Here is a 20208-nt window from a genome sequence, read left to right as displayed (position 1 = left end):
ACGGCGGGGACGTCCTTCGGGGGGCGACATTGACGGACCGTGCCATAAACAGTGCCGTATCACTCTGGCCGGACCACGCCGAAGTGTGGGATCGGCTCCAGGAAACATCACTTCTCTACGGCATCGCTCTCAGTGCCCTGTCCCTTTGGTCCGTCGAGTTGTACCGGCGCGCCCAGGGCGTTCGCATATCACCGTTCACCTGGATCCTCAGTGCGGCCCACATGCCGTTGCTCATACAGCTGTGGGCATGGACCGGCCGGTCACGGCCCGACGGCGAGATCATCGCCTACGCACTCCTGGCCGCCCTGATATTCCCCAGATGGCTGCTGTACCGGGCCTCCCGGCGTGACGTCCGCAGGGAGCAGCGGCGGCGGAACGCCCAGGCCCGCCGGCTCACCATGGAGGCCATCCGCTTCCACCGGGCGCCGCGCGGTACGCGCCGGCCGGACGCGCGGCCCCGGTTCGCGGTCTACTTACGGCCGTTCGACACGACCCAACGGCTCATCAGCCAGCCGGCCGAGCCTTCGGAGGGCGGAGGCGGAGTCCCGGTCCACCAGGACCTGGAGACTCTTCTGCACGCCGCACTGCCACGCGATCTGCCGTTGATCGCGGCAGGGCGCGAGGGGGACATACAGATCGGTGCGGGGAGGGTCGTCCTGCGCGGCAGCCATTGGCAGGGGCCGGTCGCCTGCCTCGCCTCGTCGGCCTCGCTGATCGTGCTCATTCCCTCGGCGAACGCGGGAACGCTCTGGGAAATGAAATGGCTCCGCGATCACGGGGCGCTGGACCGCACGGTGTTCATCATGCCGGAATTCCCGATCACGCCGGTCATCCGCTATTCCGCCAGCCCCTATCTCGGCCATCCGCTCGTCAGCAGGTACGACGGCGCCGCTCACTACCGCGACCACGCGGCGGAATGGGACGCGGCGGTGCGCGCGGCGGCCCGGATCGGCCTGCGCCTTCCGCCCTACCGCTACGACGGGGCGCTCTTCACCGTCGACGACGCCGGCGGGCTCCGTTCGCTGAGCCCTCTCGGGCTCATTCCCACCCTCCGGCGGGCGCGCCGGGTCAGAGCGGCACTCCATGAGCTGGGGGTTGTCACGGGCCGGACGCGTCCCGCCCGCCGCCGCTCCTCCCACTCCGGCCACTCCGGTGAACAGCCGCTGGAGCACAGGCCGTCCCCGCGGGTCCGGTGCAGGCGGGCCTTCGAGCGGGCCATCGGCCCGGCCGTCGTGGTGGGCTTCTTCGCCATGGCGAGCGTGCCGCTCCCCTCGCCGTGGCACTGGGTCGCCCTGGGCTTCGCCGCGCTCGCCCTGCCGTTCTGGCTTCTCGCCTTCTGTGTTTCCGCGCTGACCGTGCCGAGCCTGCGGATCGACGAGCACGGCCTGCGCGTCGACACGCTGCTGCGGAGCGAAGGCCCTTGGAGCTGGCCATGGGCCTCCCTCTCCAGGGTGGAGGTCCAGTCGGCTCCCGGCACGAATGGCGCGGCTCTTGTCCTCACGGCCGTTCCGGCCGACGGAAGCGCCCCGGCGGAGGGGACGCACAAGCGGCCCTTCTGGCATCACGACCGCTACATCATCGCGGCACTGAACATGATCGGCGCCGAGGAGAAGGCGGTCACCGCCGCCCTGGACCGCTACGCGGGAGGGCGCTACCGCACGCCGTCGGCCCGCCTGCCCTTCCGCGACGAGCCCCCCGGCCCCCGGGACGGCGGCAAGGAGCGCTACGAGGTGAGCCCGGACCAGCCCTTCCCCGGGGAGGCCGAGGGCTGGGGGCTGGAGAGCGACACGTGGCTGCGGGAGACGCGGGCGGCCCGTGCCGGCCGCTGTCTGTGCTGGCTGGTGTCGGCCGCGGCGACGCTCGTGGGGTGGTACGCGTGGGTCTCGACCACGAGCGGGCCCCTGGAGCTCCTGGCGCTGCCTCTCCTGGCCTTCGGGCTCTACGCCCTCCTCAAGAAGTCCCTGCCCTCGCTGGACGGCAAACGCCTGCGGGTGAGCACGTCCGGCCTGACGTTCCTCGCCACCGACAGCGACGTCCCGGTCCACCTGAAGTGGGCCGACCTGCGATCGCTCCGCATCACGGCGCCTCCGTTCGGCGAACTCGTCGCCATCCCCGCGTACCGCGCGCACGTACCGGAATCCGGCCCGTCGGCCCGGCTGTGGTCGCCCGACGAAGGGGGCTACCGCATCGGGCTGACCGGAATCCCGGAGGACGATCTGATCACCGCGCTCGCCGCGCACTCCCGCATCCCCGTCCGCTTCGGGTAGCCGGCGGCCCGGGCGCGGCAGCCGGATCCCTGGTGTGATGGCGCGCGTCCGGCCCCGCTCCCGTGTCACCGGAGCGGGGCCGTTCACATGCCGATGACTAGCGCGTCACCAGCGGTCGATGCCCATCACCTTCGCCGCGCTGTGGATCGCGTTGTAGTGCGGGATGGACATGCCGGACTTCTTCTGCTTGGCCGGCAGTTTCCGGTCGGTGTGCCGGAACTCGTCCCGGGACGCGGCCAGCAGGCTGGTCCCGTAGCCGACCGGCACGTCGTCCTTCCCGTGAATGGGATGCGACTTGGCCGCCGTCTGGCTCCCGGCGTTGGCCAGGATGCTCCGCGCCTGGTTGTACGCGGCCGGCTTGATCGACTTCGGGTTCGGCACCACCGCGTGCGCACCCGCCGCCGCACGGGCGTCCCCGCCGCCGACGGCGGCGGAAGCCGGTGCGACAGCCACGGCGAGGGCTCCCACGGCGACCGCTGCGGCGATCCCGGTCCGGACGGTGAGCTTCATGACGTCTCTCCTCTTGACGGACGAAAGGATTTCCGATTGCTGCAGGAGCAAGCCTGCCCAGACCGCCACATGGATAACAAAGGGGTTTTAAGCCACAAGAGCGTACGTGCGGCAGAGGACGCTCGGGTAACCTCCACTGATGCCCCTGCAGCAATACGCCTACTTCGCGCTGACCAGCACACGTACCAGCGCGCGGGAGATGACCGCGGAACTGGGCCTCGAGCCCGACGAGACCCGGGTGCGCGGAAGCCGGTTCACCGATCCGGTCATACCGGTCTGCCACAGCTGGAAGGTCGTGTGCCGAGAGCCTGGCCTGCGGGTCGACGAACAGATCGCGCACGTTTTGGACCGGCTCCGGCCTCACACGGACCGCATCGCCGCGCTGGCGCGAAAACTGGACCGGGAAGGGCCGGACCCGTCGGCGGCCCTGCACGTCGTGCGCTGCTTCAACGACGTCGAGGACACGGACGAGGCGTGCGGGCCGGAAGGGCCGAACCTCTTCGGCTGGCATCTGGGCCGCGACGTACTGGACTTCCTCGCGGCGACCGGGGCGGTCGTCGACGTCGACGAGTACGACATGAGCCCGGACGCACCCGAAGGTGACGCCCGGACGCCGGCCACTCCGCGGCGCTGAGATCACTCCGCCCGGGTCACGTCCCCCCGTCCGCCTCCGCTCGTGCCGGGGCCGCGGCATCAGCAGGACCGGCGGGGGGATCTGATGGCGCGACGACGGGTTCGTGCAGGGTGCGCAGGAGGAGCCAGGCGAGGGCGGGCAGGGCGATCAGGGGGGTGAGGGCGGTCTGGAGGGAGGTGGCGTCGGCCATGGCGCCGATGGCGGGACCGGCGAGGCCGCCGACGCTGACGGCCAGGCCCATGGTGACGCCGGAGGCGGTGCCCATGCGCCGGGGCAGGTAGTCCTGGCCGAGGGTGATGTGCAGGGAGAAGGGCACGTACAGGCCGGCGGAGGTGAGCGCGACGAAGAGGTAGAGCGGCGGGCCCGGGACGTGGACGACGCCGGCGACGGCGAGGACGGTCAGGGCGTAGGACCACCGGACGACCCTGATGCGGCCGTAGCGGGTGGCGAGTTTCCCTCCGGCCACGGTGCCCACCGCGCCGCCGAGGTAGAGCACGAACAGGGCGGCCGTGCCGGAGAGGTCGCCGCCGCCGGTGCGCTGGCGGGCGTAGAGCGAGATGAACGTGCTCAGGCCGACGAAGACGATCGAGCGGCACACGATGGCCCCGGACAGCGTGACGAAGGACCGCCAGTCGTCCCTGGCCGCGGCCTCGCCCGCGCCGGCGGCCGCCGTGGCCGTCGCGGCCGGGGCCTTGACGGCCCGTAACGCGGCCATGCTCAGGGCCGCGCCGGCGAGGGCGGGGACGACCAGGAGCGGCGAGGCCCGCAGACCGCCGGTGGCGATGACGGCGGAGACCATCAGGGGGCCGGCGGCGAAGCCGAGGTTCCCGCCGAGCGAGAACCAGCCCATCGCGGTGTGACTGCCGCGGCCGGCGCCACGGGCCACCCGGGCGGCCTCGGGGTGGTAGGCGGCGATGCCGATGCCGGACACGGCGACCACGGTCAGGGTGAGGGCGTACGAGCCGCCGACGCCGCTCAGTGCGACGCCGGCGCCGCCCAGCAGCGTGCTGACCGGCAGCAGCCACGGCATGGACCACTTGTCGGTGAACGCCCCGAACAGCGGCTGCACCACCGACGAGAGCAGGGAGACGGCCAGGACGATGCCGGAGGCCGCGGCGTAGGTGTAGGCCCGCTCGGAGACGAGGTACGGCACCAGCGCGGCCACCGCCCCCTGGTAGATGTCGACGCAGGCATGGCCCAGGGACAGCAGGGTGATGGGCCGGGGCCTGTTCCGTAAGGCGGTTGGGACGGCTGAGGCGGTGCGGTTGGCTGACACCTCTTGATCGTGGCAACGCCGCGCGTGTCGTGCTTTCGATAAACTGCCAATCCGTGTCGACAATCCGCCACATGCCGCAGGCCCCGACGCGCGCCCGGACCCTGGCCGCCGGGGAACACATCGACGCGCACTGCCACGACGACCACCAGATCATCTACGCGGGCTCGGGCGTCCTGTCCGTCACCACCGACGCCGGCACGTGGTTCGCGCCCGGAACGCGCGCCATCTGGGTTCCTGCGGGGACCGTCCACGCCCCCCGCGCCCACGGCCACCTCGAGCTGCACCTGGTCGGGCTGCCCGCCGACGACAACCCGCTCGGCCTGGACGCGCCCACCGTCCTCGCCGTCAGCCCGCTGCTGCGCGAGCTGATCCTCGCCTACACGCGCGCCCCCGACGACACCGGCGCCGAACGCCGGCGCCTGCTCGCCGTGCTCCGCGACCAGTTGCGCGCCTCACCCCGGCAGCCCCTGCGGTTGCCCGCCCCGGCCGACCCCCGCCTGACGGCCGTCTGCGCGATCCTCCGCGACGACCCGGCGGACCCCCGTACCCTCGCCGCCCTGGGCGCCGCGGCGGGAGCCGGCGAGCGCACCCTCAGCCGCCTCTTCCGCTCCGAGCTCGGCATGACCTTTCCCCAGTGGCGCACCCAGGCCCGCCTCTACCACGCCCTGCGCATGCTGGCCGACGACGTGCCCGTCACCGCCGTCGCCCACCGCTGCGGATGGTCCTCCCCCAGCGCCTTCATCGACGTCTTCCGCCGCTCGTTCGGGTACACCCCCGGCGCCCACAACCGGCGTCCCTGAAGGGCCGGGCAGGGGGCGGTCAGGAGACGGTGCGCTCGACGGCCTCCGCGACGACGGACCGCAGCTCACCGGTGCGCTCGAGCGTCTCGCGCTGCCTGCCGGCGCCACCGCCCCGGCTCAGCAGCCGGTCCAGGGATGCGCGTACCAGGGCGAGGTCACCGGCGTCCGACAGCGCGTCATGGACGTGGTCCACCAGCGCGCCCAGCACCTCCGGGGCCGGGGCGGGCGTCCAGCGCAGTGGGTGGACGAGCCGGTCCGACACCCCGGACTTGCCCGCTCGCCAGGTGGCCAGCCGGAGCATGCCCACCGTGGCAGGCGCCGGCGCCTGCCCGGCGCGCCAGGCGCGGGCCGCCGTCTCCACCAGCCCCCTGGCGAGCGCCGCGACCAGCACCGTGTCCTCGGCCTCCAGGCAGACGTCGGCCACCCTGATCTCGACGGTGGGGTAATTGCGGGAGAGCCGGGCGTCGAAATAGATCATTCCCGTGTCGAGGAGGGTGTCCGTCTCCAGCATCGCCCGGACCTGGGCGTGGTATTCCTTGGCCGAACCGAACACCTCCACCGCGCCCGCGGACGGCCATCGGCCCCAGACCTGGCTCCGGTAACTGTTGTAGCCACTGTCCTGCCCCTGCCAGAAAGGGGAATTCGCGCTGAGTGCCAGCAGGGGAGCCAGCCACGGCCGGATCCGGTCCAGGACCGCCACCCCTTCCTCGTCCGAGGCGACGCTCACGTGCACATGGCAGCCACAGGTCAGCTGCTCCTGCGCGGTGAGACCGAATTCCGCGGCCACCCGCCGATAACGCCGCCCGCCGCTCAGGGAAGGATCGACGGGAAGCGGTGAGGTGGCCAGCGCCGCCACCGCGGCCCCGGCGGACCGGGCCTGTTCGGCGGCCGTGCCGCGGCGCTCGCGCACCTCGGCCGCGAGATCCGTCATCGCCGTCGTCGGCCGGGTCGCGATCTCGAGTTGTTCGCGCTGCAATTCCTTCTCCAGGCCCGCCCCGTCCTCGTCCGCCGCTTCCGCCCGGGCGAGAACCGTCCCGGCGACGGCACGCGGATTTCCGGTTTCCGGGTCCACCAGGAGCAGTTCCTCTTCCACGCCGACACTCCGCATGTGCTGCGCCCCTTTCGATGGGGGTCCGTACGACGACGTCATACCTTCCGCCAGCGCGCCATCGCGAAGGAGAACAGCCCGAACAGGATGAGCCCCACGGCCTCCACGGTCAGCAGCCACGGCCCGGCCGGCGTTCCGGCGAAGGTGCGCAGTGTGTCGTCCAGTCCCTTGGCCTGGCCGGGGTCGTAGGCGGCGGCCGCCTGGATGGCGAAGCCGCCCGCCGTGGCGAAGAGCAGCCCCCGGCAGACGCCGCCCGCCACCCCGAGGACGTCCACCGTCCGCTGCGTGCCCTCGGACATCTGCAGCAGGTTCAGCTTCCGGCGGTACGTGCGCATGGCGGCCCGTACCGCGATCCATACGCCGATGCCCGCCAGCACGGCCCCGGCGCAGATCACCAGCGCCTGGCCGGCCGGCCAGCCCAGCACCCGGGCGGTGATGTCCTTGGACTGTTCGTCGGTCGAGCCGGCACCGCTGCCGCGCTCGCCCGCGGCGAAGGCGATCACCGAGCCGGCGACGACGGAGTAGAACACGAAGCGCCCGGCCGACAGCAGCCGCTTGCCGACCTTGCGGCCGTCGGGGCCCGCCGCCCCGAAGACCGCCTCCGACAGCCGCCACAGGGCCATGCCGATCAGCCCGATGCCCACGGCCCACACCAGCGCCTGCCCGAACGGCTTCCCGGCCAGCTCCTGCACGGCTCCCCCGCGGTCGGCCTGCTCACCGCCGCCGCCACCGCTGTGCGCGATGCGCACCGCCAGTACCCCGACGAGGAGGTAGATCACGCCGCGTGCCGTCAGTCCGGCGCGCGCCGCCACCGCCGTCCCCGTGCCACGGGCCGCCCGCGCGCCGCTGCCGTTCGACCATTCACCCATCACGCCGCCTCTCGCGTCGCGCGCTTCGTCCCCGTGCCACGGGGAGGTTCGGCTGCCCCCGGACGCGGGTGCGAAACGGCCCGCGGAGCCCCGGCCAGGCGGCGGCTTTCAGCACACGCCTCCCCGTCCCGGCACGCCGATATCGCGGTGGCCGCACGAACCACCCGGCCAGCCGGACGTGTCCCCTTCGCGGGAGACCTTCGCGGGAGAGCTTCGAGCAAGACCTTCTCGGGGTATGAGGGGCCGCGCGGGCGGGGCCGTTAGGCTGATCACGCAGCTGGTTCGCCCCGTCCGCCAGGCGGGAGGCGTCGCAAGAGGGAACCCGGTGCGATTCCGGGACTGCCCCGCAGCGGTGAGCGGGAACGACCGCCGTCATACGCACTGGACCTCAGCGCCCCCCGGGGCCGCGGGTCAGGGAAGCGACGGCCAGTAGGAGCCCCTTGGTCCGGTCCCGCCGGACGAGGCGTGCCCGCGAGTCCGAAGACCTGCCGCTGCCCGCGTGCGGTGGTCGCACGCGGACCACTCGGTGACCTCGAGGGCGGGTCGACGACACGGGCCGATCGCGCCGTGTCCTTCGCGTCCTGGCGGGCCGCCGAGGCCGATCCTCGACTCGCGAAGGAGAGTTGACGTGACGATCAGCCCCCTGGACACCGACGCCGCCCCGGCCCGCGCGCCCAAGACCCCGGCGGACTCCCGGGTGACGCTCGCCCACATCATGAGCGAACACGACACCAACCTCTACGGCACCATCCACGGCGGGGTGGTCATGAAGCTGATCGACGACGCGGCCGCCGCGGCCGCCGGGCGTCATGCCGACGGCCCGGCCGTGACCGTCTCCGTGGACCGCATGTCCTTCCTCGCCCCGGTCCGCGCCGGCGACCTGCTGAGCGCCCACGCCGAACTGCGCCGGGCCGGCCGCACGTCGATGACCGTCGCGGTCCGCGTCACCGCCGAACGCTGGAACGCCTCCGGCCCCACGGCGGAAGTCGCCAACGCCGGCCTGACCTTCGTCGCCATCGACTCCGAGGGCCGCCCCCGCGCCGTACCGCCCCTGACCGTGCCGGACGGTCCGGCCGGCCGCGACTGACCACGGGCCCGGCCCGCTCCGGTACGCCGGGGCGGGCCCGGCACCCAGCTTCTTCCACGTCGCCGGCCGCACCGGAAATGGCCCACGTGGACGGGTCGTCATTGGACCTGCCGGGGCGGCCACTTGGGACCGTAGCGTGACGGGGCCAGCGAGGAGGACGCGGCCGCCGAGCCGCTCGTACCCAGGAGTGTCGTGCCGATACCGATGATGCCGCGCGCCGGAGCGCCGCGCGTGCTGACCGTCGCCCAGTTGAGCAATTCCGTCGGTGACGGTGCGTACTACACGTGCTCGGCGCTGTACTTCACCCAGGTCGTCGGCCTGTCACCGGCCCGGCTCGGGGTGGGGCTCACGCTGGCGTGGGCCATTGGTTCGCTGGCGGGAGTTCCGCTGGGCCATCTCGCCGACCGCCGCGGTCCTCGCGGCACGGCGGTGCTGCTCGCGCTGGCCACCGCGGTGGCCGTCGCCTCCTTCCTCGTCATCCGTTCCTTCGTGCCGTTCCTGATCGCCGTCTGCCTGTACGCCACCGCCCAGTCGGGACTCGCGGCGGCCCGTCAGGCGCTGCTCGCCGGCCTGATCGCGCCCGCCGAACGCACCGGCGTCCTCGCCCACGCGCAGTCGGCGCTCAACGCGGGACTGGCCGTCGGCGCGGGCCTGGGCGGCCTGGCCCTCGCCCACGGAAGCCGGGCCGGGTACCTCGTCGTCCTCGCCGTCGACGCGCTGAGCTTCGTGGTCTGCGCCGCGATCATGCTGCGGCTGCCCGCGGTGGCACCCGCCGCGCGACGCGTGGACGACGGCCCCACGATGGCGGTCCTGCGGGACCGGCCGTACGCCGTCGTCACGCTCCTCAACGCGGTCCTGCTGCTGCGGATGCCGCTGCTCAGCCTCGTCATTCCGCTGTGGATCGCCCTCCGGGCGCCCCAGCTCACCTGGCTGGCGTCGGCGCTGTTCGTCCTCAACACGCTCGGCGTCGCGTTCTTCCAGGTCCGTACGGCGCGTTCCGTCACCGGCCTGCGCTCCGCCTCGCGCGCCGTGCGCGTCGCCGGCGCCATTCTGCTCGCGTCCTGCGCGGTCTTCGCCCTGTCGGCCGCCGACCTGCCGCTGTGGGTCACGGCGACGGTTCTCGTCGCGGGCGCGACGCTGCAGGTCGTCGGCGAGATGAAGCAGTCCGCCGGCTCCTGGCAGATCGGCTTCGGCCTCGCGCCCGACGAGCGGATGGGCCAGTACCAGGGCTTCTTCGCCACGAGCGTGGCCGCGGCCCGTACCCTCGGGCCGCTGCTGCTCACCACGACGGTCGTGACCTGGGGAGTGCCGGGCTGGCTCCTGCTGGGCGGCGCCTTCCTCGCCGCCGGGCATGCGATGGGCCCGGCCGTACGGTGGGCGCGGAACAACCGCCCCTACGCGCTGCCGGAATCCGGGGCGGTCACGCCTCACGCGGCCGCGTCCGGGTGAGGCCCCGGGGGCGTGCTGGGCAGGGCCGGGTCACCCGGGGAGCGGCTCCTCCACGCGGCGCGGGCTTCCCTGTCCGCAACTCCGCTTCGCTGCCAGCCATTGCACCGTGAGCCGCTGGTACTCGAGGCTCTCGTCGCGGGTGAGCAGGCGCCCCTCGCGCGCGCTCAGGAAGGTACGGATCTTCGCGTTGATCACCTCGGGGCGTGCCTGATCGCAGGTATGGATGACGGACATGTGCAACAGGCTAAGGCCGGGCACTGACAAGGACCCGGCGACTGTGATCAAGTTCGGCAAACGCTCATCGAATCGTCATGAAAGGCGCCCCGCACATGTGAGGGGCACCGCCGGGCCCATCCGGTGCGAAGCGCGGCAGCGGTGACAGTTGGCAAGCGGGTGACTGGTGGGAGTGGTGGTGGGCCGGTACAACGGGGGCATGCGTATTCGATCAATGGCGGTTGTGGGAAGTCTGCTGGCGGCGCTGGCGGTTGGCGTGCCGGGGGTGTCGAGCGCGGCGTCCGGCCGGGCGGCCTCCCCGGCCCTGGATCCGTGCCCGGAGCCCGCGAGCGTGAAGGTGTTCCGCGAGGGCGGCATACCGGTGCTGGACTGGCGGGAGAACCTCGAGTTCGACGGGCGCGGCACGCTCTGGGTCGCGCACATCGTCAAGGGCCGGGTCGAGGGGTACGCCCCCGACGGGACGCTCAGGACCAGCTTTCCGGTGAGCGGGGCGGGTGGCATCCGGCGCGGCCCGGACGGGATGATGTACGTCAACTTCGGCGTGAATCCGCTGGCTACGGACGGCGGCATCATGCGGTTCGACCCGACCGCCGCCCATCCGAAGCCGGAGAAGGTCGTCAGCGGGATATCCGGCATCAACGGCCTCGCCATCGACTCCGAGGGCAACTTCTACCTCAGCCGCGAACTGTCCACCGGCATCGTGAAGATCCGGCCGGACGGCACCAAGGACGAGGAGTGGACGAGGAAGGCGAACGTCTTCGGCGCCAACGGCCTGGAGATCGTCGGCGATCAGCTGTACGCGAGCGTCATCACCGACACCTCGTCCCCGGTCGTACGCGTTCCCCTGAACGATCCGGCGCGGCACACCACGGTCGTCAGGCTCAGCCGGAGCGCGCTGGGCATCAAGCTCCTCGACGACCTCACGTTCTTCGGCGGCGACCTGGTGGTCGCGAGCTTCCGCGACGGGGAACTGATCCGGGTGAACCCGGAGACCGGCCGGTCCTGCGTCCTGGTGAAGGGCCTGCGGATGCCCAGCAGCGTCCGGGTCGCCCGGGCGTTCGGCGACCACGACCCACGGCGCGACCTCTTCGTCGTCGAGGCCTCCGGCCGCATCGTCAAGGTGACGGTCGGCTGATACAGGCTGATGCGAGGCTGGGCCGTGGGCTGGTTCGTGCGCTGGTTCGTGCGCTGATACGGGGCCGGCCGACGATCTCCGGGGCCCCGCGCGGCGCGTTCAGCAGGCGAAGCCCGGGCTGTTGGCGAAGAACGCCAGGTGCGACCAGGTCTGGGCTCCGATGACGCCGTCGATGACGATGTCGGCACAGCCCTGGAAACGCCGTGTCGCGGCCTCCGTGGCGGGGCCGAAGTCTCCGTCCAGGGTGAGGTCGGTGTTCGTCAGCGAATTGTTGAGGTAACACTGGGCCTGCTTGACGGCCGGCCCCTTCGAGCCCCGCTTGACAGTGGGCCGGGTGTTGGTGTGGTTGCAGATTTCCGTGAGTTCCGTGGCCATGGTGGACCTCCGTCTTCCTCCCCCGAGTTCGGATCTGCGGGCGCTACCCGAAGTGCGGGAAGGGAACCTTCAGTTTGTCCCAGGACTTCTCCCCGGGCCAGCCGTCCGCATCGGGCCCCTTGAAGCCGAGCTTCTTCTGCCACAGCGAGTAGGAGCTGCGGTCTTCGTCGTCCCACTGCGTCTGGCCGCCGTTCGGACCGTAGGCGGAGCAGTCCTCCTCGATCAGGCGAATTGCCATCAGACCGATGATGGGGTGGTTGGGCCTTTCCTTGAACCATTCGGGACCGGGGAACGGAACGAATCCGGAAGAGCCTTTCGCGACGAGCAGCCGCTGCCCCACCTCGATGTGATTGGGGTCGGGAATGTTATTCCACGCCTGGAGCTGCTCGACGGTGGTATTGAACCGGGCGGCGATTTCGGAGAGCGTGTCACCCGATACGACGACATAAAAGGTGTTCTGTGCGCTCATAATTATATGCTAGATGTCCTGGCCGAAGTCCGCATGTTCACGTACCGGACGCGGCGACGGCATGGAGGTTCGTATGGGTCGCCCACGGAACGCTTCCGACGTCGAATTGCAGAAAACCCGTGCCTGGGCCGGACTTCTGGTGGTGATCCTGGGCGACGCGGCGATCGCGATCGCCGCGGTCTGGGGCGTCGCCGGCGCCGACGGCGCCCAGTCCGCGGCCATCCTCACGAGCGCCTTCACCGCGGTCAGCACGATGACCACGGCCTACTTCGGCATCCGGGCCGCCACCAACACCGCCCAGGCGCACACGGCCGCCCAGGTCGACGAGGCGGTGGCGCGCGCGGGCGGGGCGGGAGCGGGACAGGACCGCAGGGACCCTCCGGCGGAGCGCCCGGCGGAGGGCCCGGCGGAAAGCGAGCCCTCCGGGCCGTGAGACCCGGCGGCGCGCGCTCAGCCGAGCGGCCTGCCGTCCGCCGCCTGGCAGGACGGGGCGGTGCCGGCCGCATGGGGGACGGTGCACAGGAACAGGGGGCGGGTGGCGAGGGAACGGTCGTCGGCGGGCAGGTGGAAGGGCCGGTCCTGGGCGACGGTGTCCTTCACGTCCACGCCGTTGCGCAGCTGCTGGAAGACGTTGGAGGCGCGCAGGGGGATCTTCGTGCCCGTCCAGGTCCGGTTGATGGCCGCCGCGGCGGCACGGAAGGAGTCGCTTCCGGCGGCGTGGTCGCTGTGGCGGTCGGCCGAGAAGGCGATGTAGGACATCTCGACCGCCGTATAGCGGTCGAGATGGGCGAACTCCGGAAGCTCCGGATACTCGATGAGGGTGTTGACGTCGGAGGCGAGCAGCGGGAACGGCGTCCCCTGCGCGGAGCCGCACTCGGCCTGCACCTCATTGAGGATCTTGGGGAGCTGGCCGCCCCGGGCGGCGAACACGATGATGGATTCGCTGTGTTTCTGGCCGCAGATCCTCTTGGCGAGCTCCGGCAGGGCGCTCGCCACACCGGGCTGTCCGAAGTCCGGCGTGCGCACGATCGCGGGTTCCATGACCTCGATGCCCTGTCCGGTCAGTTCGTCGCGGAGGTCCTCCCGCAGGTTGATGCTGTAGCGGTCCTTGTCGTCGTAGATGATCAGGGCCTTCTTGCGCTGCAGGGCGGTGATGCGCCGGGTCAGGGCCCGGGCGAGGTGACGGTTGGTGGGCTGGGTCTGGAAGTAGGTGTCGGTGTCGGTGGCCATGAAGTCGCCGGTGACCGCCGCCCCGATGACGGGCAGGTCCGGGGAGAGGTGCTGGATCGCCTTGACGGACGCGTCACGGCTCTGGGAGATGCCGATCACGGCGGAGATGCTCGTGCCGTCTCCGGCCAGGACGTTCAGCCGGTCCGCGACGTCCGTCCCCTGGGCGAAGGCGTAGCCGGAGTTGGCGATCAGCAGCCGCAGGTACGGCCGTTCGGCATCGCCCACCGCCTGCTTGTTGAACTCGCGCTGGGCGTCGGCGGCGCCCTCGAGCTGGAGGACGCCGGCGGGAGTGAGCTGTTCGCTCCGGCGCTGGGGGTCGGCGGTCAGCGGCGCGAAGAAGACCACCGTGCGGTACGCGCCGCGCTGGGCGACGTCGTTCTGGGCGCGGATGCGGTCCTGGAGCGTGCGCAGCAGCTGCTGGCTGCCGCCGTCCGTGAAGTAGCAGCCGTGCCGGGCGGTGTCGACGCCGACCCGGACGCCCTGCGCCGGCCAGGTGTCGTGGCAGGGGTCCTGGCGGAGCCAGTTCACCGCCGGCACGGCGCCGGCCAGCAGGACGACGGCGAGAATGCCGCCCAGGTAGGCGGACGGCCACGGCACCGCGAAGGGGCGTACGGCCACGTTGGTGTCCAGCCAGTCGATCACCTCCTGCCGCTCCTCCCCGGCCAGGCGGACGGGCAGTCGCCCCTTCTCGGCCCCGGTCCCGGCGGAGCGGGCGCGCCGCTCGAGCAGCGGCCGCAGGCAGGCGGCGGCCTGGGCCGGTGTGCGGGCGCCGCCGTCGGGTTCCTGTGCGTCATGGGGCGGGGCCGGGGCGGCGGGGGCGGCCAGGACCAGCAGCGGCAGGCCGCGCCGTTGCAGCTTCACCAGGCCGTCCAGCAGCCGCCGGGTGGCCGTGCGCGGGCCGTCGACACGTGGCAGGAGGACGACGAACGGCCAGACGCGGCGGCGTCGCCAGGGCAGGGCCACGCCCCTGCGGCAGGCCCGGAGCAGGTCCACCGCCAGCGCTTCGAGGAGCAGGGACTGGCGCAGTGCCGCGCGGTCGCGCAGCTCGCCGCGGCGGCTCAGCGATACGGCGGCGGGCAGGAAGCGGGTGGCGGCGGCGCCTCCGGCGCTGCTCACCTTGGGGGCGTACCAGCGCAGGCGCCTGGTGTGGTTCAGCCAGGTGCGGTAGCCCCATTCGAGCGGCCAGGCGATCAGAACCGTGGCCAGCGCGCCCAGGCGCGCGCTGATCTGACCCGCGCCGCCGGTGTCGATGAAGGAGCGCAGCGCCTTGAGGCCGGAGGTGTCCTGCTGCCAGGCCACGCAGAGCTTTTCGGCCAGGGTGCGGCGCTGCGCGCGCTCCGCCCCGGCGCCCGCGTCGATGTCCAGGACTCTCCGGCACGTCCAGTAGGTGGGCAGTGCCAGCCCGCCCGCGGATCCGGGCGTGGTGCGCTCCAGCTGCGCGGTGAGGCCGTCGAGCAGGACGACGTCGGGTTCGGCGGACTGCCGGGCCCGGTCGAGGAGGTCGTCGTCGAGGAGTGCGTGGGGGACGAGGGCGGGGCCGCCGATGGCGCGCAGCCGGTCGCGGTAGCCGGTGACGAACGCCGCCCCCTGCCCCTCCTGGCCCTCTAAGACGACTGCGGGGAGCTCCCGTCGGCCCACGGGCCGGCCCACCAGCTCGTCCAGTACGGTCACCAGGTCCTTCACGCCGTCCAGCGGAGGAATCCCGTTCATCCCGCCCCCCTTACGCAGTGTTACTTGAAGGGCAGAACTGTCCCACCCATGTGGGGTACGAACGGGGTCGTCGTCCTCAACTGGCCGCTAATGCCGGAAAACCGCTTGCCCGGGCGCGGCCGACGACCACCGCGTGACCGGAATTGATGTGACGTCAGTAGGCCGGAGCCAACTGGGGCTTCGGGCCGTAGGAATTCTCGCCCTGCGTACCGGGAAGGGCGAAGAACACCAGCAGGACGATGCTGCCCAGGAGCGGGATCAGGGCGAGCAGCAGCCACCAGCCCGACCGGTCGATGTCGTGCAGGCGGCGGACGCCGACGGCGAGGCCCGGGAGGAGCACGGCGAGGCTGTACACCAGGCCGATGACGGGGTCCGTGCCGAGCACGGCGTCGATGACGGCCAGCACGATGCTGATGACGAAACTGATCAGGCTGAACATCCAGAACTCGGGGCGGCCCGCGCGCCCGCTGAATGTCGCGTATTTCTTGAGCACATCCACGTACCAGTGCACCTGCGCCCCCAAGAGCCGCGGCTGGCCCCGTTCTCGTGGACGGGGCCTCATGCCGAACGTAGGTGGCGCGAAGGGGTCGGTCAACGGTCGTCCGGGCTCAGCCGGAGGCGCCCGGACGCGCGCCCGGCCGCCGGCGTGCGCGACCGCTCCCGATTCCGAATTCGGTGGCCGTTCCGGGCGGAGGATGTGATCATCGCGGGGTTGTTCACCAGCCCCGGAGGCCGCATGCTCATCCGTCCCACCACCGTCGCCGATCTCGACCGTGCGGCCGCCTTCGTCGTCGACGATCCGGTGAGCCGGATCACCGAGGACCGCTACCGCGCGGAGCTGGCGGAACGACAGTTCCGCCCCGAGTGGACCTGGGTCGCGGAGCAGGACGGCGAGATCCTGGCCCGCGCCGTGTGGTGGGGCCGAAGCGACAGCGACCATCCGGTGGCCCTGGACTGCCTGCACGTCAGCCGCTCGGCCGGTGACCGCGCCGGGACGGCCGCCGCGCTCCTCGCCGCCGGCCTGCGGGCCTTCCGGGAGGCGGGCGCGACGCGGGACCCGCAGTACAACCTCTCGCTGCCGGCCGGCTGGCGGACGGATCCCGCCGTCGCGGCCGCCGTGGCCTGGCGGAGGGCCGCTGCCGCCTCGGCCGGCCTCGGCGAGGAGATCGAGCGGCTCCGCTACGAATGGACCCCCGCCGCCGGGGTGCCGGCGCGCACCGGGCGGCTGGTCTTCTCCCCGGAGCCGGACGACGAGGCGTTCGTGGCGGTCTTCCGCCGCATCGCCGGCGGAAGTCTCGACATCGTCACGCGGCGGGACGTCGCCGCGCTGGGTGCCGACCGCCAGGCACGCGACGACCTGGACTTCTACCGGAACTGCCCGGGCAGGAGGGAGTGGTGGCGCCTGGCGCACACCCCCGACGGCACCCTGGTCGGCATGGCCCTGCCCTCGCGCACGCCGTACCACCCCAACGTCGGGTACCTGGGAGTGGTGCCGGAATTCCGGGGCCGGGGGTACATCGACGAGGTCCTCGCGGAGATCACGCGCTTCCACGCGGCCGAGGGCGCTCAGCGGATCACGGCCACCACCGACACGGTCAACGTCCCCATGGCGGCCGCCTTCGACCGCGCCGGCTATCAGGTCACCGAGATCCGTCTCGTCTTCGAGGCACCCGCCGGGTGACGACGCGCCGGGCAGCCCGGCCGGACGGGCGACCGGCCGGACCTCCCTAGTCGACGAACGACACGTCCGGGTGGGCGGGCGAAGGGCCGTCGAAGAGGCCGCGGTCCGGGTGGCGGCCGAGGTGGATGTCGAAGAACCCGTTCAGGTAGGCCCGTTGGGCCTGGAGGGAGCGGCGGGGGTCCACGGTGCCGACGAGCCCGGCCGGCTTGTCGGCGGGCATCGCCCCGGCGGCCGCGAGCCTCGGCACCTGCGCCTGGAGGTCGGTGTAGGCGTAGTGGCCCGCCGAGAGCATCTGCAGGTTGCGGTGCCAGCCGCGCAGGTTGCGCCACAGCGTCGCCAGCACGTCGTCCCGGTGGTTGCCGATCACGCTGTTCATCAGCAGGAACGGCCGGTCGAGGCCGTCCTCGACGACCGTCCCCAAGGCCTGTGGCCCGCTGCCGACCGCCCCGTCCAGGTCGGCGGCCGCGAGGATCCGGGAGTCGTCGTGCATCGCCTGGGCGGCCGTGGCGCCCCCGATCGAGTGCCCGAACATGCCGACCGTCGACAGGTCCGCGCATCCGGCGAGGCCGGGCGGCAGCGGCTGCGTCCGCAGGCCCCCGTCCGGGTCGTCCCCACGGTTCAGCGCCTCCAGCCGGTCGAGCACGAACCGCACGTCGGCGACGCGTACGTCCACCAACGCGCGCAGCGTGGCCGTCTCCGTCGCGTCCTTGACGGCCTCGACCCGGCCGTCCGGGAACTCCACGGCGATCGTCTCGTGGGTGTGGTCCACGGCCACCACCAGGTGACCGCGGCTCGCGAGCTCCTCCGCCAGGACGGTTCCGAACCCGCGCGGCATGTTCCTGCCCGGCGAGTACAGGACCACGGGGAGACCGCCGCGCCGCCGCAGGACCGGGGCGCGGGTGACGGCATGCGTCATGGTGGCCGCCCAGTCGGCTGCCCCGGGCCGGACCGAGAACTCCTCCTTCGTCTCCACGAGCCGCTGCCATGCGGCCGCCACGCCGGGCGGCAGCTGAGGGGCCGGCCGCCGTGCCGGTCCCGGCCGCGCGGGGTACCAGAGGGTCACCATGAGCTCCCGCGCGGTCCGGGCGGCGAGCCACGGGTCGGTGCGCGCCCGGTCCACCAGGCGCAGCGGCACGGTGCCGACCGGGTACGGCCCGGTGGGCGCCGGCAGGGTCATGGTCACCGGCCGGGTGCCGCCGCGCGGCGTCGCCCCGGCGGGGGCCGGGCCCGCCGCGGGAGCGAGGAGGGCGAGCCCGAGCGCGCCGGCAAACCGCCGGCGGGAAAGGTGCGTTGGCTTCATGGCCCCGACGCTACGGATCCTGCCTCGCCGGCCACGTCCTCCCGCGGGCGGGACCGCCTCCGCCGGAAGGGGGAGGCGACGGGCGACCTCGGTCTCACGCCGCCCGGGTGACACTGGTGACCAGTGCGCCGGGGCGTCGTTGTCACGGCATGACCAAGCGCATGACTCTCGCCGTGTCCCTCACCGGTGCCGCGCTCGCCCTGAGCGCGGGCATCGCCTCCGCCGCGCCCATGCCGGCGCCCGTCACCGCCCAGTCCGCCGTCGCGCCCCAGCAGGCCCCCGCCCCGGCGCCGGACGGCGAGATGCCGGAGCAGCAGCCGCCCTTCAATCCCCTGGCCCCCGTTCTGAACCTGCTCGCCCCGGTCACCAGCCTCCTGCCCTTCGGCGCTCAGCCGTAGGTCGTGAGGGTGCTGGTGGGGCCGGCGCGGAGACGGCCGCGGCCACCGGTGATCATCGTGTCGTGTGGACGCAGGATGATCACGCGGTGGCCGCGGCCGCTCGTCACGTGCGGGGCTGACTGAAGCGCAGCATGTTGCCGGAGGGGTCGCGGAAGGCGCAGTCGCGGACGCCGTAGGGCTGGTCGACCGGCTCCTGCAGCACCTCGCCACCCGCCGTGCTGATGCGCTCGAACGTCGCGTCGCAGTCGTCGGTCGAGAAGATGACGCCGCGCAGCATGCCCTTCGCCATGAGCTCCGCCATGGCCAGCCTGTCAGCCGGTGAGGCGTTCGGGTCCGCCAGGGGCGGTTCCAGGACGATGTTCACGTCCGGCTGCGACGGCGCACCGACGGTCACCCAGCGCATCCCCTCGAACCCGACGTCGTTGCGCACCTCCAGGCCGAGGACGTCCCGGTAGAAGGCGAGTGCCTTGTCGTGGTCGTCGACGGCGATGAAGCACTGTGAAAGCTTGATGTCCATGCGCTTCACGCTACGGGCCGGGGGCGGGTTTGGCTTCTCCGTTCCTGACCGGTCGCGTGTGGATCTTGGCGATGCAGGCCGGAATGGCGGCGCCGTCGTCATGACTGCGGGCCCGGTACGCGCTCGGGCTCTCGCCGACCAGCTCGGTGAACCGCGAGCTGAACGACCCCAGCGAGGTGGCGCCGACCGCGAAGCACACCTCCGTCACCGTCAGGTCGCCCCGTCGCAGCAGCGCCTTGGCCCGCTCGATCCGGCGCGTCATCAGGTAGCTGTACGGCGTCTCCCCGAAGGCGGCGCGAAAGCTGCGGGAGAAGTGGCCCGGCGACATGAGGGCGAAGCGAGCCAGCGCCGGGACGTCGAGCGGCTTGGCGTAGTCGCGGTCCATCAGGTCACGGGCCCGGCGCAGCCGGACGAGGTCTTCCAGTGTCACGCGACCACCATCCCACGGCGCCGGGCGCCGCCGCGGTGAAGGCCCGGCTGCTCGGATTCCATGGAGCGGAAACGTTTCCCTCATAGGGGTGCGGTAACGCGAAACGAGAACGGACCTTTCGAAGGAGTTCTCGTGGTCTTCGCCGCCCTGTCCGTGCCACCCCTGCTGCTGGGCCTGGTGCTCGCGCTCGCTCAGTACGAGGAACGCCTGCTCATCAGGCCTCACGCGCCCCGCCATGCCGCCGGGAAACGACACGTCCGAGCCGTGCCCGACCCGCCCGACGGCATCCGACGCCTTCCCGCTCACCGACGGTCGCGTACCCGCGACGGCGGTGAACGGGAAAAGCGCGCGGCATGACTCTCACCGGCCGACCGGAATGCACGGCGGCCGCGCCCGGTCACTCGGCACGGCATGACGGGAAACGGGCCCGCAAGGCGCTCTGAAGGCCGTTCCCTACCAATAGTGCTTTCGCCCGCCCACGGCATGCCCGACGGCGCCGAGGATCCAGAGGATCAGCCCGATCACCACGAGCACGATGCCGATGGTCCACAGGATCGAGATTCCGGTCAAGAAACCGATGATGAGCAGGATGACTCCGAGAATGATCACGGTGTCCTCCGATCTCGCTTTCTGAATGCTCAATATCCACTATCTCCCGCGGCGCCGGGTCGGGCAATCGGAACCGTTCCCGCACGTCAGACCGGCTTCGGCGGCGGCGCGGGACGGGTA

Annotated in this window: 23 protein-coding genes and 1 riboswitch; of the genes, 10 read left to right on the top strand and 13 right to left on the bottom strand. The window is 72.2% G+C overall.

Annotated features, from left to right (window positions below):
* The first annotated feature begins 221 nt into the window (after positions 1-221).
* On the top strand, positions 222-2267 hold the full coding sequence (locus IE295_RS08080) for a hypothetical protein (protein ID WP_190062815.1): 2046 nt from the start codon (positions 222-224) through the stop codon (positions 2265-2267).
* 105 nt (positions 2268-2372) lie between these two features.
* On the opposite strand, the gene IE295_RS33360 is transcribed toward IE295_RS08080, so the two are convergent.
* The gene (locus tag IE295_RS33360) at positions 2373-2777 is read right to left on the bottom strand and encodes a hypothetical protein (protein WP_224323528.1); all 405 of its coding nucleotides are present in this window, start codon (positions 2775-2777) and stop codon (positions 2373-2375) included.
* A gap of 139 nt (positions 2778-2916) precedes the next feature.
* Here IE295_RS33360 and IE295_RS08070 point away from each other — a divergent pair, with 139 nt between their 5' ends.
* The gene (locus IE295_RS08070; RefSeq protein ID WP_190062814.1) at positions 2917-3411 is read left to right on the top strand and encodes a DUF4279 domain-containing protein; all 495 of its coding nucleotides are present in this window, start codon (positions 2917-2919) and stop codon (positions 3409-3411) included.
* A gap of 16 nt (positions 3412-3427) precedes the next feature.
* On the opposite strand, the gene IE295_RS08065 is transcribed toward IE295_RS08070, so the two are convergent.
* A complete protein-coding gene (locus IE295_RS08065) occupies positions 3428-4687 on the bottom strand; it encodes an MFS transporter (protein WP_372479692.1) in 1260 nt (419 codons plus the stop codon).
* Between the two features lie 53 nt (positions 4688-4740).
* On the opposite strand from IE295_RS08065, the gene IE295_RS08060 reads away from it, so the two are divergent.
* Positions 4741-5487 (top strand): AraC family transcriptional regulator, encoded by a 747-nt coding sequence (locus IE295_RS08060; protein ID WP_190062813.1) that lies wholly within the window; start codon positions 4741-4743, stop codon positions 5485-5487.
* A gap of 19 nt (positions 5488-5506) precedes the next feature.
* On the opposite strand, the gene IE295_RS08055 is transcribed toward IE295_RS08060, so the two are convergent.
* Positions 5507-6595, bottom strand: coding sequence for a glutamate--cysteine ligase (locus tag IE295_RS08055; RefSeq protein ID WP_190062812.1), 1089 nt, complete (start codon positions 6593-6595; stop codon positions 5507-5509).
* A 38-nt stretch (positions 6596-6633) separates the two neighbouring features.
* On the bottom strand, positions 6634-7464 hold the full coding sequence (locus tag IE295_RS08050) for a DUF1206 domain-containing protein (RefSeq protein WP_190062811.1): 831 nt from the start codon (positions 7462-7464) through the stop codon (positions 6634-6636).
* Between the two features lie 260 nt (positions 7465-7724).
* Positions 7725-7971, top strand: a riboswitch (cobalamin riboswitch).
* A gap of 121 nt (positions 7972-8092) precedes the next feature.
* On the opposite strand from IE295_RS08050, the gene IE295_RS08045 reads away from it, so the two are divergent.
* Both IE295_RS08045 and IE295_RS08040 read left to right on the top strand, forming a co-directional pair.
* Positions 8093-8551, top strand: a complete 459-nt coding sequence (locus IE295_RS08045) for an acyl-CoA thioesterase (RefSeq protein WP_308013177.1) — start codon at positions 8093-8095, stop codon at positions 8549-8551.
* A 204-nt stretch (positions 8552-8755) separates the two neighbouring features.
* Complete coding sequence (locus tag IE295_RS08040; RefSeq protein WP_190062977.1) at positions 8756-10000, top strand: MFS transporter; 1245 nt, start codon at positions 8756-8758, stop codon at positions 9998-10000.
* Positions 10001-10030: 30 nt separating this feature from the next.
* On the opposite strand, the gene IE295_RS08035 is transcribed toward IE295_RS08040, so the two are convergent.
* On the bottom strand, positions 10031-10234 hold the full coding sequence (locus tag IE295_RS08035; RefSeq protein ID WP_190062810.1) for a hypothetical protein: 204 nt from the start codon (positions 10232-10234) through the stop codon (positions 10031-10033).
* A gap of 199 nt (positions 10235-10433) precedes the next feature.
* On the opposite strand from IE295_RS08035, the gene IE295_RS08030 reads away from it, so the two are divergent.
* Positions 10434-11369 (top strand): SMP-30/gluconolactonase/LRE family protein, encoded by a 936-nt coding sequence (locus IE295_RS08030; RefSeq protein WP_190062809.1) that lies wholly within the window; start codon positions 10434-10436, stop codon positions 11367-11369.
* A 99-nt stretch (positions 11370-11468) separates the two neighbouring features.
* On the opposite strand, the gene IE295_RS08025 is transcribed toward IE295_RS08030, so the two are convergent.
* The gene (locus IE295_RS08025; RefSeq protein ID WP_190062808.1) at positions 11469-11744 is read right to left on the bottom strand and encodes a peptidoglycan-binding domain-containing protein; all 276 of its coding nucleotides are present in this window, start codon (positions 11742-11744) and stop codon (positions 11469-11471) included.
* A 43-nt stretch (positions 11745-11787) separates the two neighbouring features.
* Entirely contained in the window at positions 11788-12213 is a 426-nt protein-coding gene (locus IE295_RS08020; RefSeq protein WP_190062807.1) for a peptidoglycan-binding protein, read from the bottom strand.
* A 73-nt stretch (positions 12214-12286) separates the two neighbouring features.
* Here IE295_RS08020 and IE295_RS08015 point away from each other — a divergent pair, with 73 nt between their 5' ends.
* Positions 12287-12646: a hypothetical protein gene (locus IE295_RS08015; RefSeq protein WP_190062806.1), complete on the top strand. Its 360-nt coding sequence runs from the start codon at positions 12287-12289 to the stop codon at positions 12644-12646.
* Between the two features lie 17 nt (positions 12647-12663).
* Here the strand turns inward: IE295_RS08015 and IE295_RS08010 are convergent, their stop codons facing one another.
* Both IE295_RS08010 and IE295_RS08005 read right to left on the bottom strand, forming a co-directional pair.
* Positions 12664-15153, bottom strand: coding sequence for an ABC transporter substrate-binding protein (locus IE295_RS08010; protein WP_190062805.1), 2490 nt, complete (start codon positions 15151-15153; stop codon positions 12664-12666).
* A gap of 154 nt (positions 15154-15307) precedes the next feature.
* Positions 15308-15664 (bottom strand): DUF805 domain-containing protein, encoded by a 357-nt coding sequence (locus IE295_RS08005; RefSeq protein ID WP_190062976.1) that lies wholly within the window; start codon positions 15662-15664, stop codon positions 15308-15310.
* Between the two features lie 225 nt (positions 15665-15889).
* On the opposite strand from IE295_RS08005, the gene IE295_RS08000 reads away from it, so the two are divergent.
* A complete protein-coding gene (locus tag IE295_RS08000; RefSeq protein WP_190062804.1) occupies positions 15890-16834 on the top strand; it encodes a GNAT family N-acetyltransferase in 945 nt (314 codons plus the stop codon).
* 46 nt (positions 16835-16880) lie between these two features.
* Here the strand turns inward: IE295_RS08000 and IE295_RS07995 are convergent, their stop codons facing one another.
* The gene (locus tag IE295_RS07995; RefSeq protein WP_190062803.1) at positions 16881-18134 is read right to left on the bottom strand and encodes an alpha/beta hydrolase family protein; all 1254 of its coding nucleotides are present in this window, start codon (positions 18132-18134) and stop codon (positions 16881-16883) included.
* Between the two features lie 161 nt (positions 18135-18295).
* On the opposite strand from IE295_RS07995, the gene IE295_RS07990 reads away from it, so the two are divergent.
* A complete protein-coding gene (locus IE295_RS07990; RefSeq protein WP_190062802.1) occupies positions 18296-18532 on the top strand; it encodes a hypothetical protein in 237 nt (78 codons plus the stop codon).
* Between the two features lie 103 nt (positions 18533-18635).
* Here the strand turns inward: IE295_RS07990 and IE295_RS07985 are convergent, their stop codons facing one another.
* On the bottom strand, positions 18636-19049 hold the full coding sequence (locus IE295_RS07985) for a VOC family protein (RefSeq protein ID WP_190062801.1): 414 nt from the start codon (positions 19047-19049) through the stop codon (positions 18636-18638).
* A 10-nt stretch (positions 19050-19059) separates the two neighbouring features.
* Positions 19060-19479 carry a helix-turn-helix domain-containing protein gene (locus IE295_RS07980; RefSeq protein WP_190062800.1) on the bottom strand — a complete coding sequence of 140 codons (420 nt, stop codon included), beginning with the start codon at positions 19477-19479 and terminating at the stop codon, positions 19060-19062.
* Between the two features lie 132 nt (positions 19480-19611).
* Here IE295_RS07980 and IE295_RS07975 point away from each other — a divergent pair, with 132 nt between their 5' ends.
* A complete protein-coding gene (locus tag IE295_RS07975) occupies positions 19612-19836 on the top strand; it encodes a hypothetical protein (protein WP_224323527.1) in 225 nt (74 codons plus the stop codon).
* Between the two features lie 96 nt (positions 19837-19932).
* Here IE295_RS07975 and IE295_RS07970 read toward each other — a convergent pair whose 3' ends face one another.
* Positions 19933-20088, bottom strand: a complete 156-nt coding sequence (locus IE295_RS07970) for a DUF6131 family protein (RefSeq protein WP_190062799.1) — start codon at positions 20086-20088, stop codon at positions 19933-19935.
* Between the last annotated feature and the right edge of the window lie 120 nt (positions 20089-20208).

The organism is Streptomyces griseocarneus (assembly GCF_014655595.1).
GTDB lineage: Bacteria > Actinomycetota > Actinomycetes > Streptomycetales > Streptomycetaceae > Streptomyces > Streptomyces griseocarneus.
Note: the sequence above shows the minus strand (reverse complement) of the source record. Positions and strands in the feature narration are given on the sequence as shown.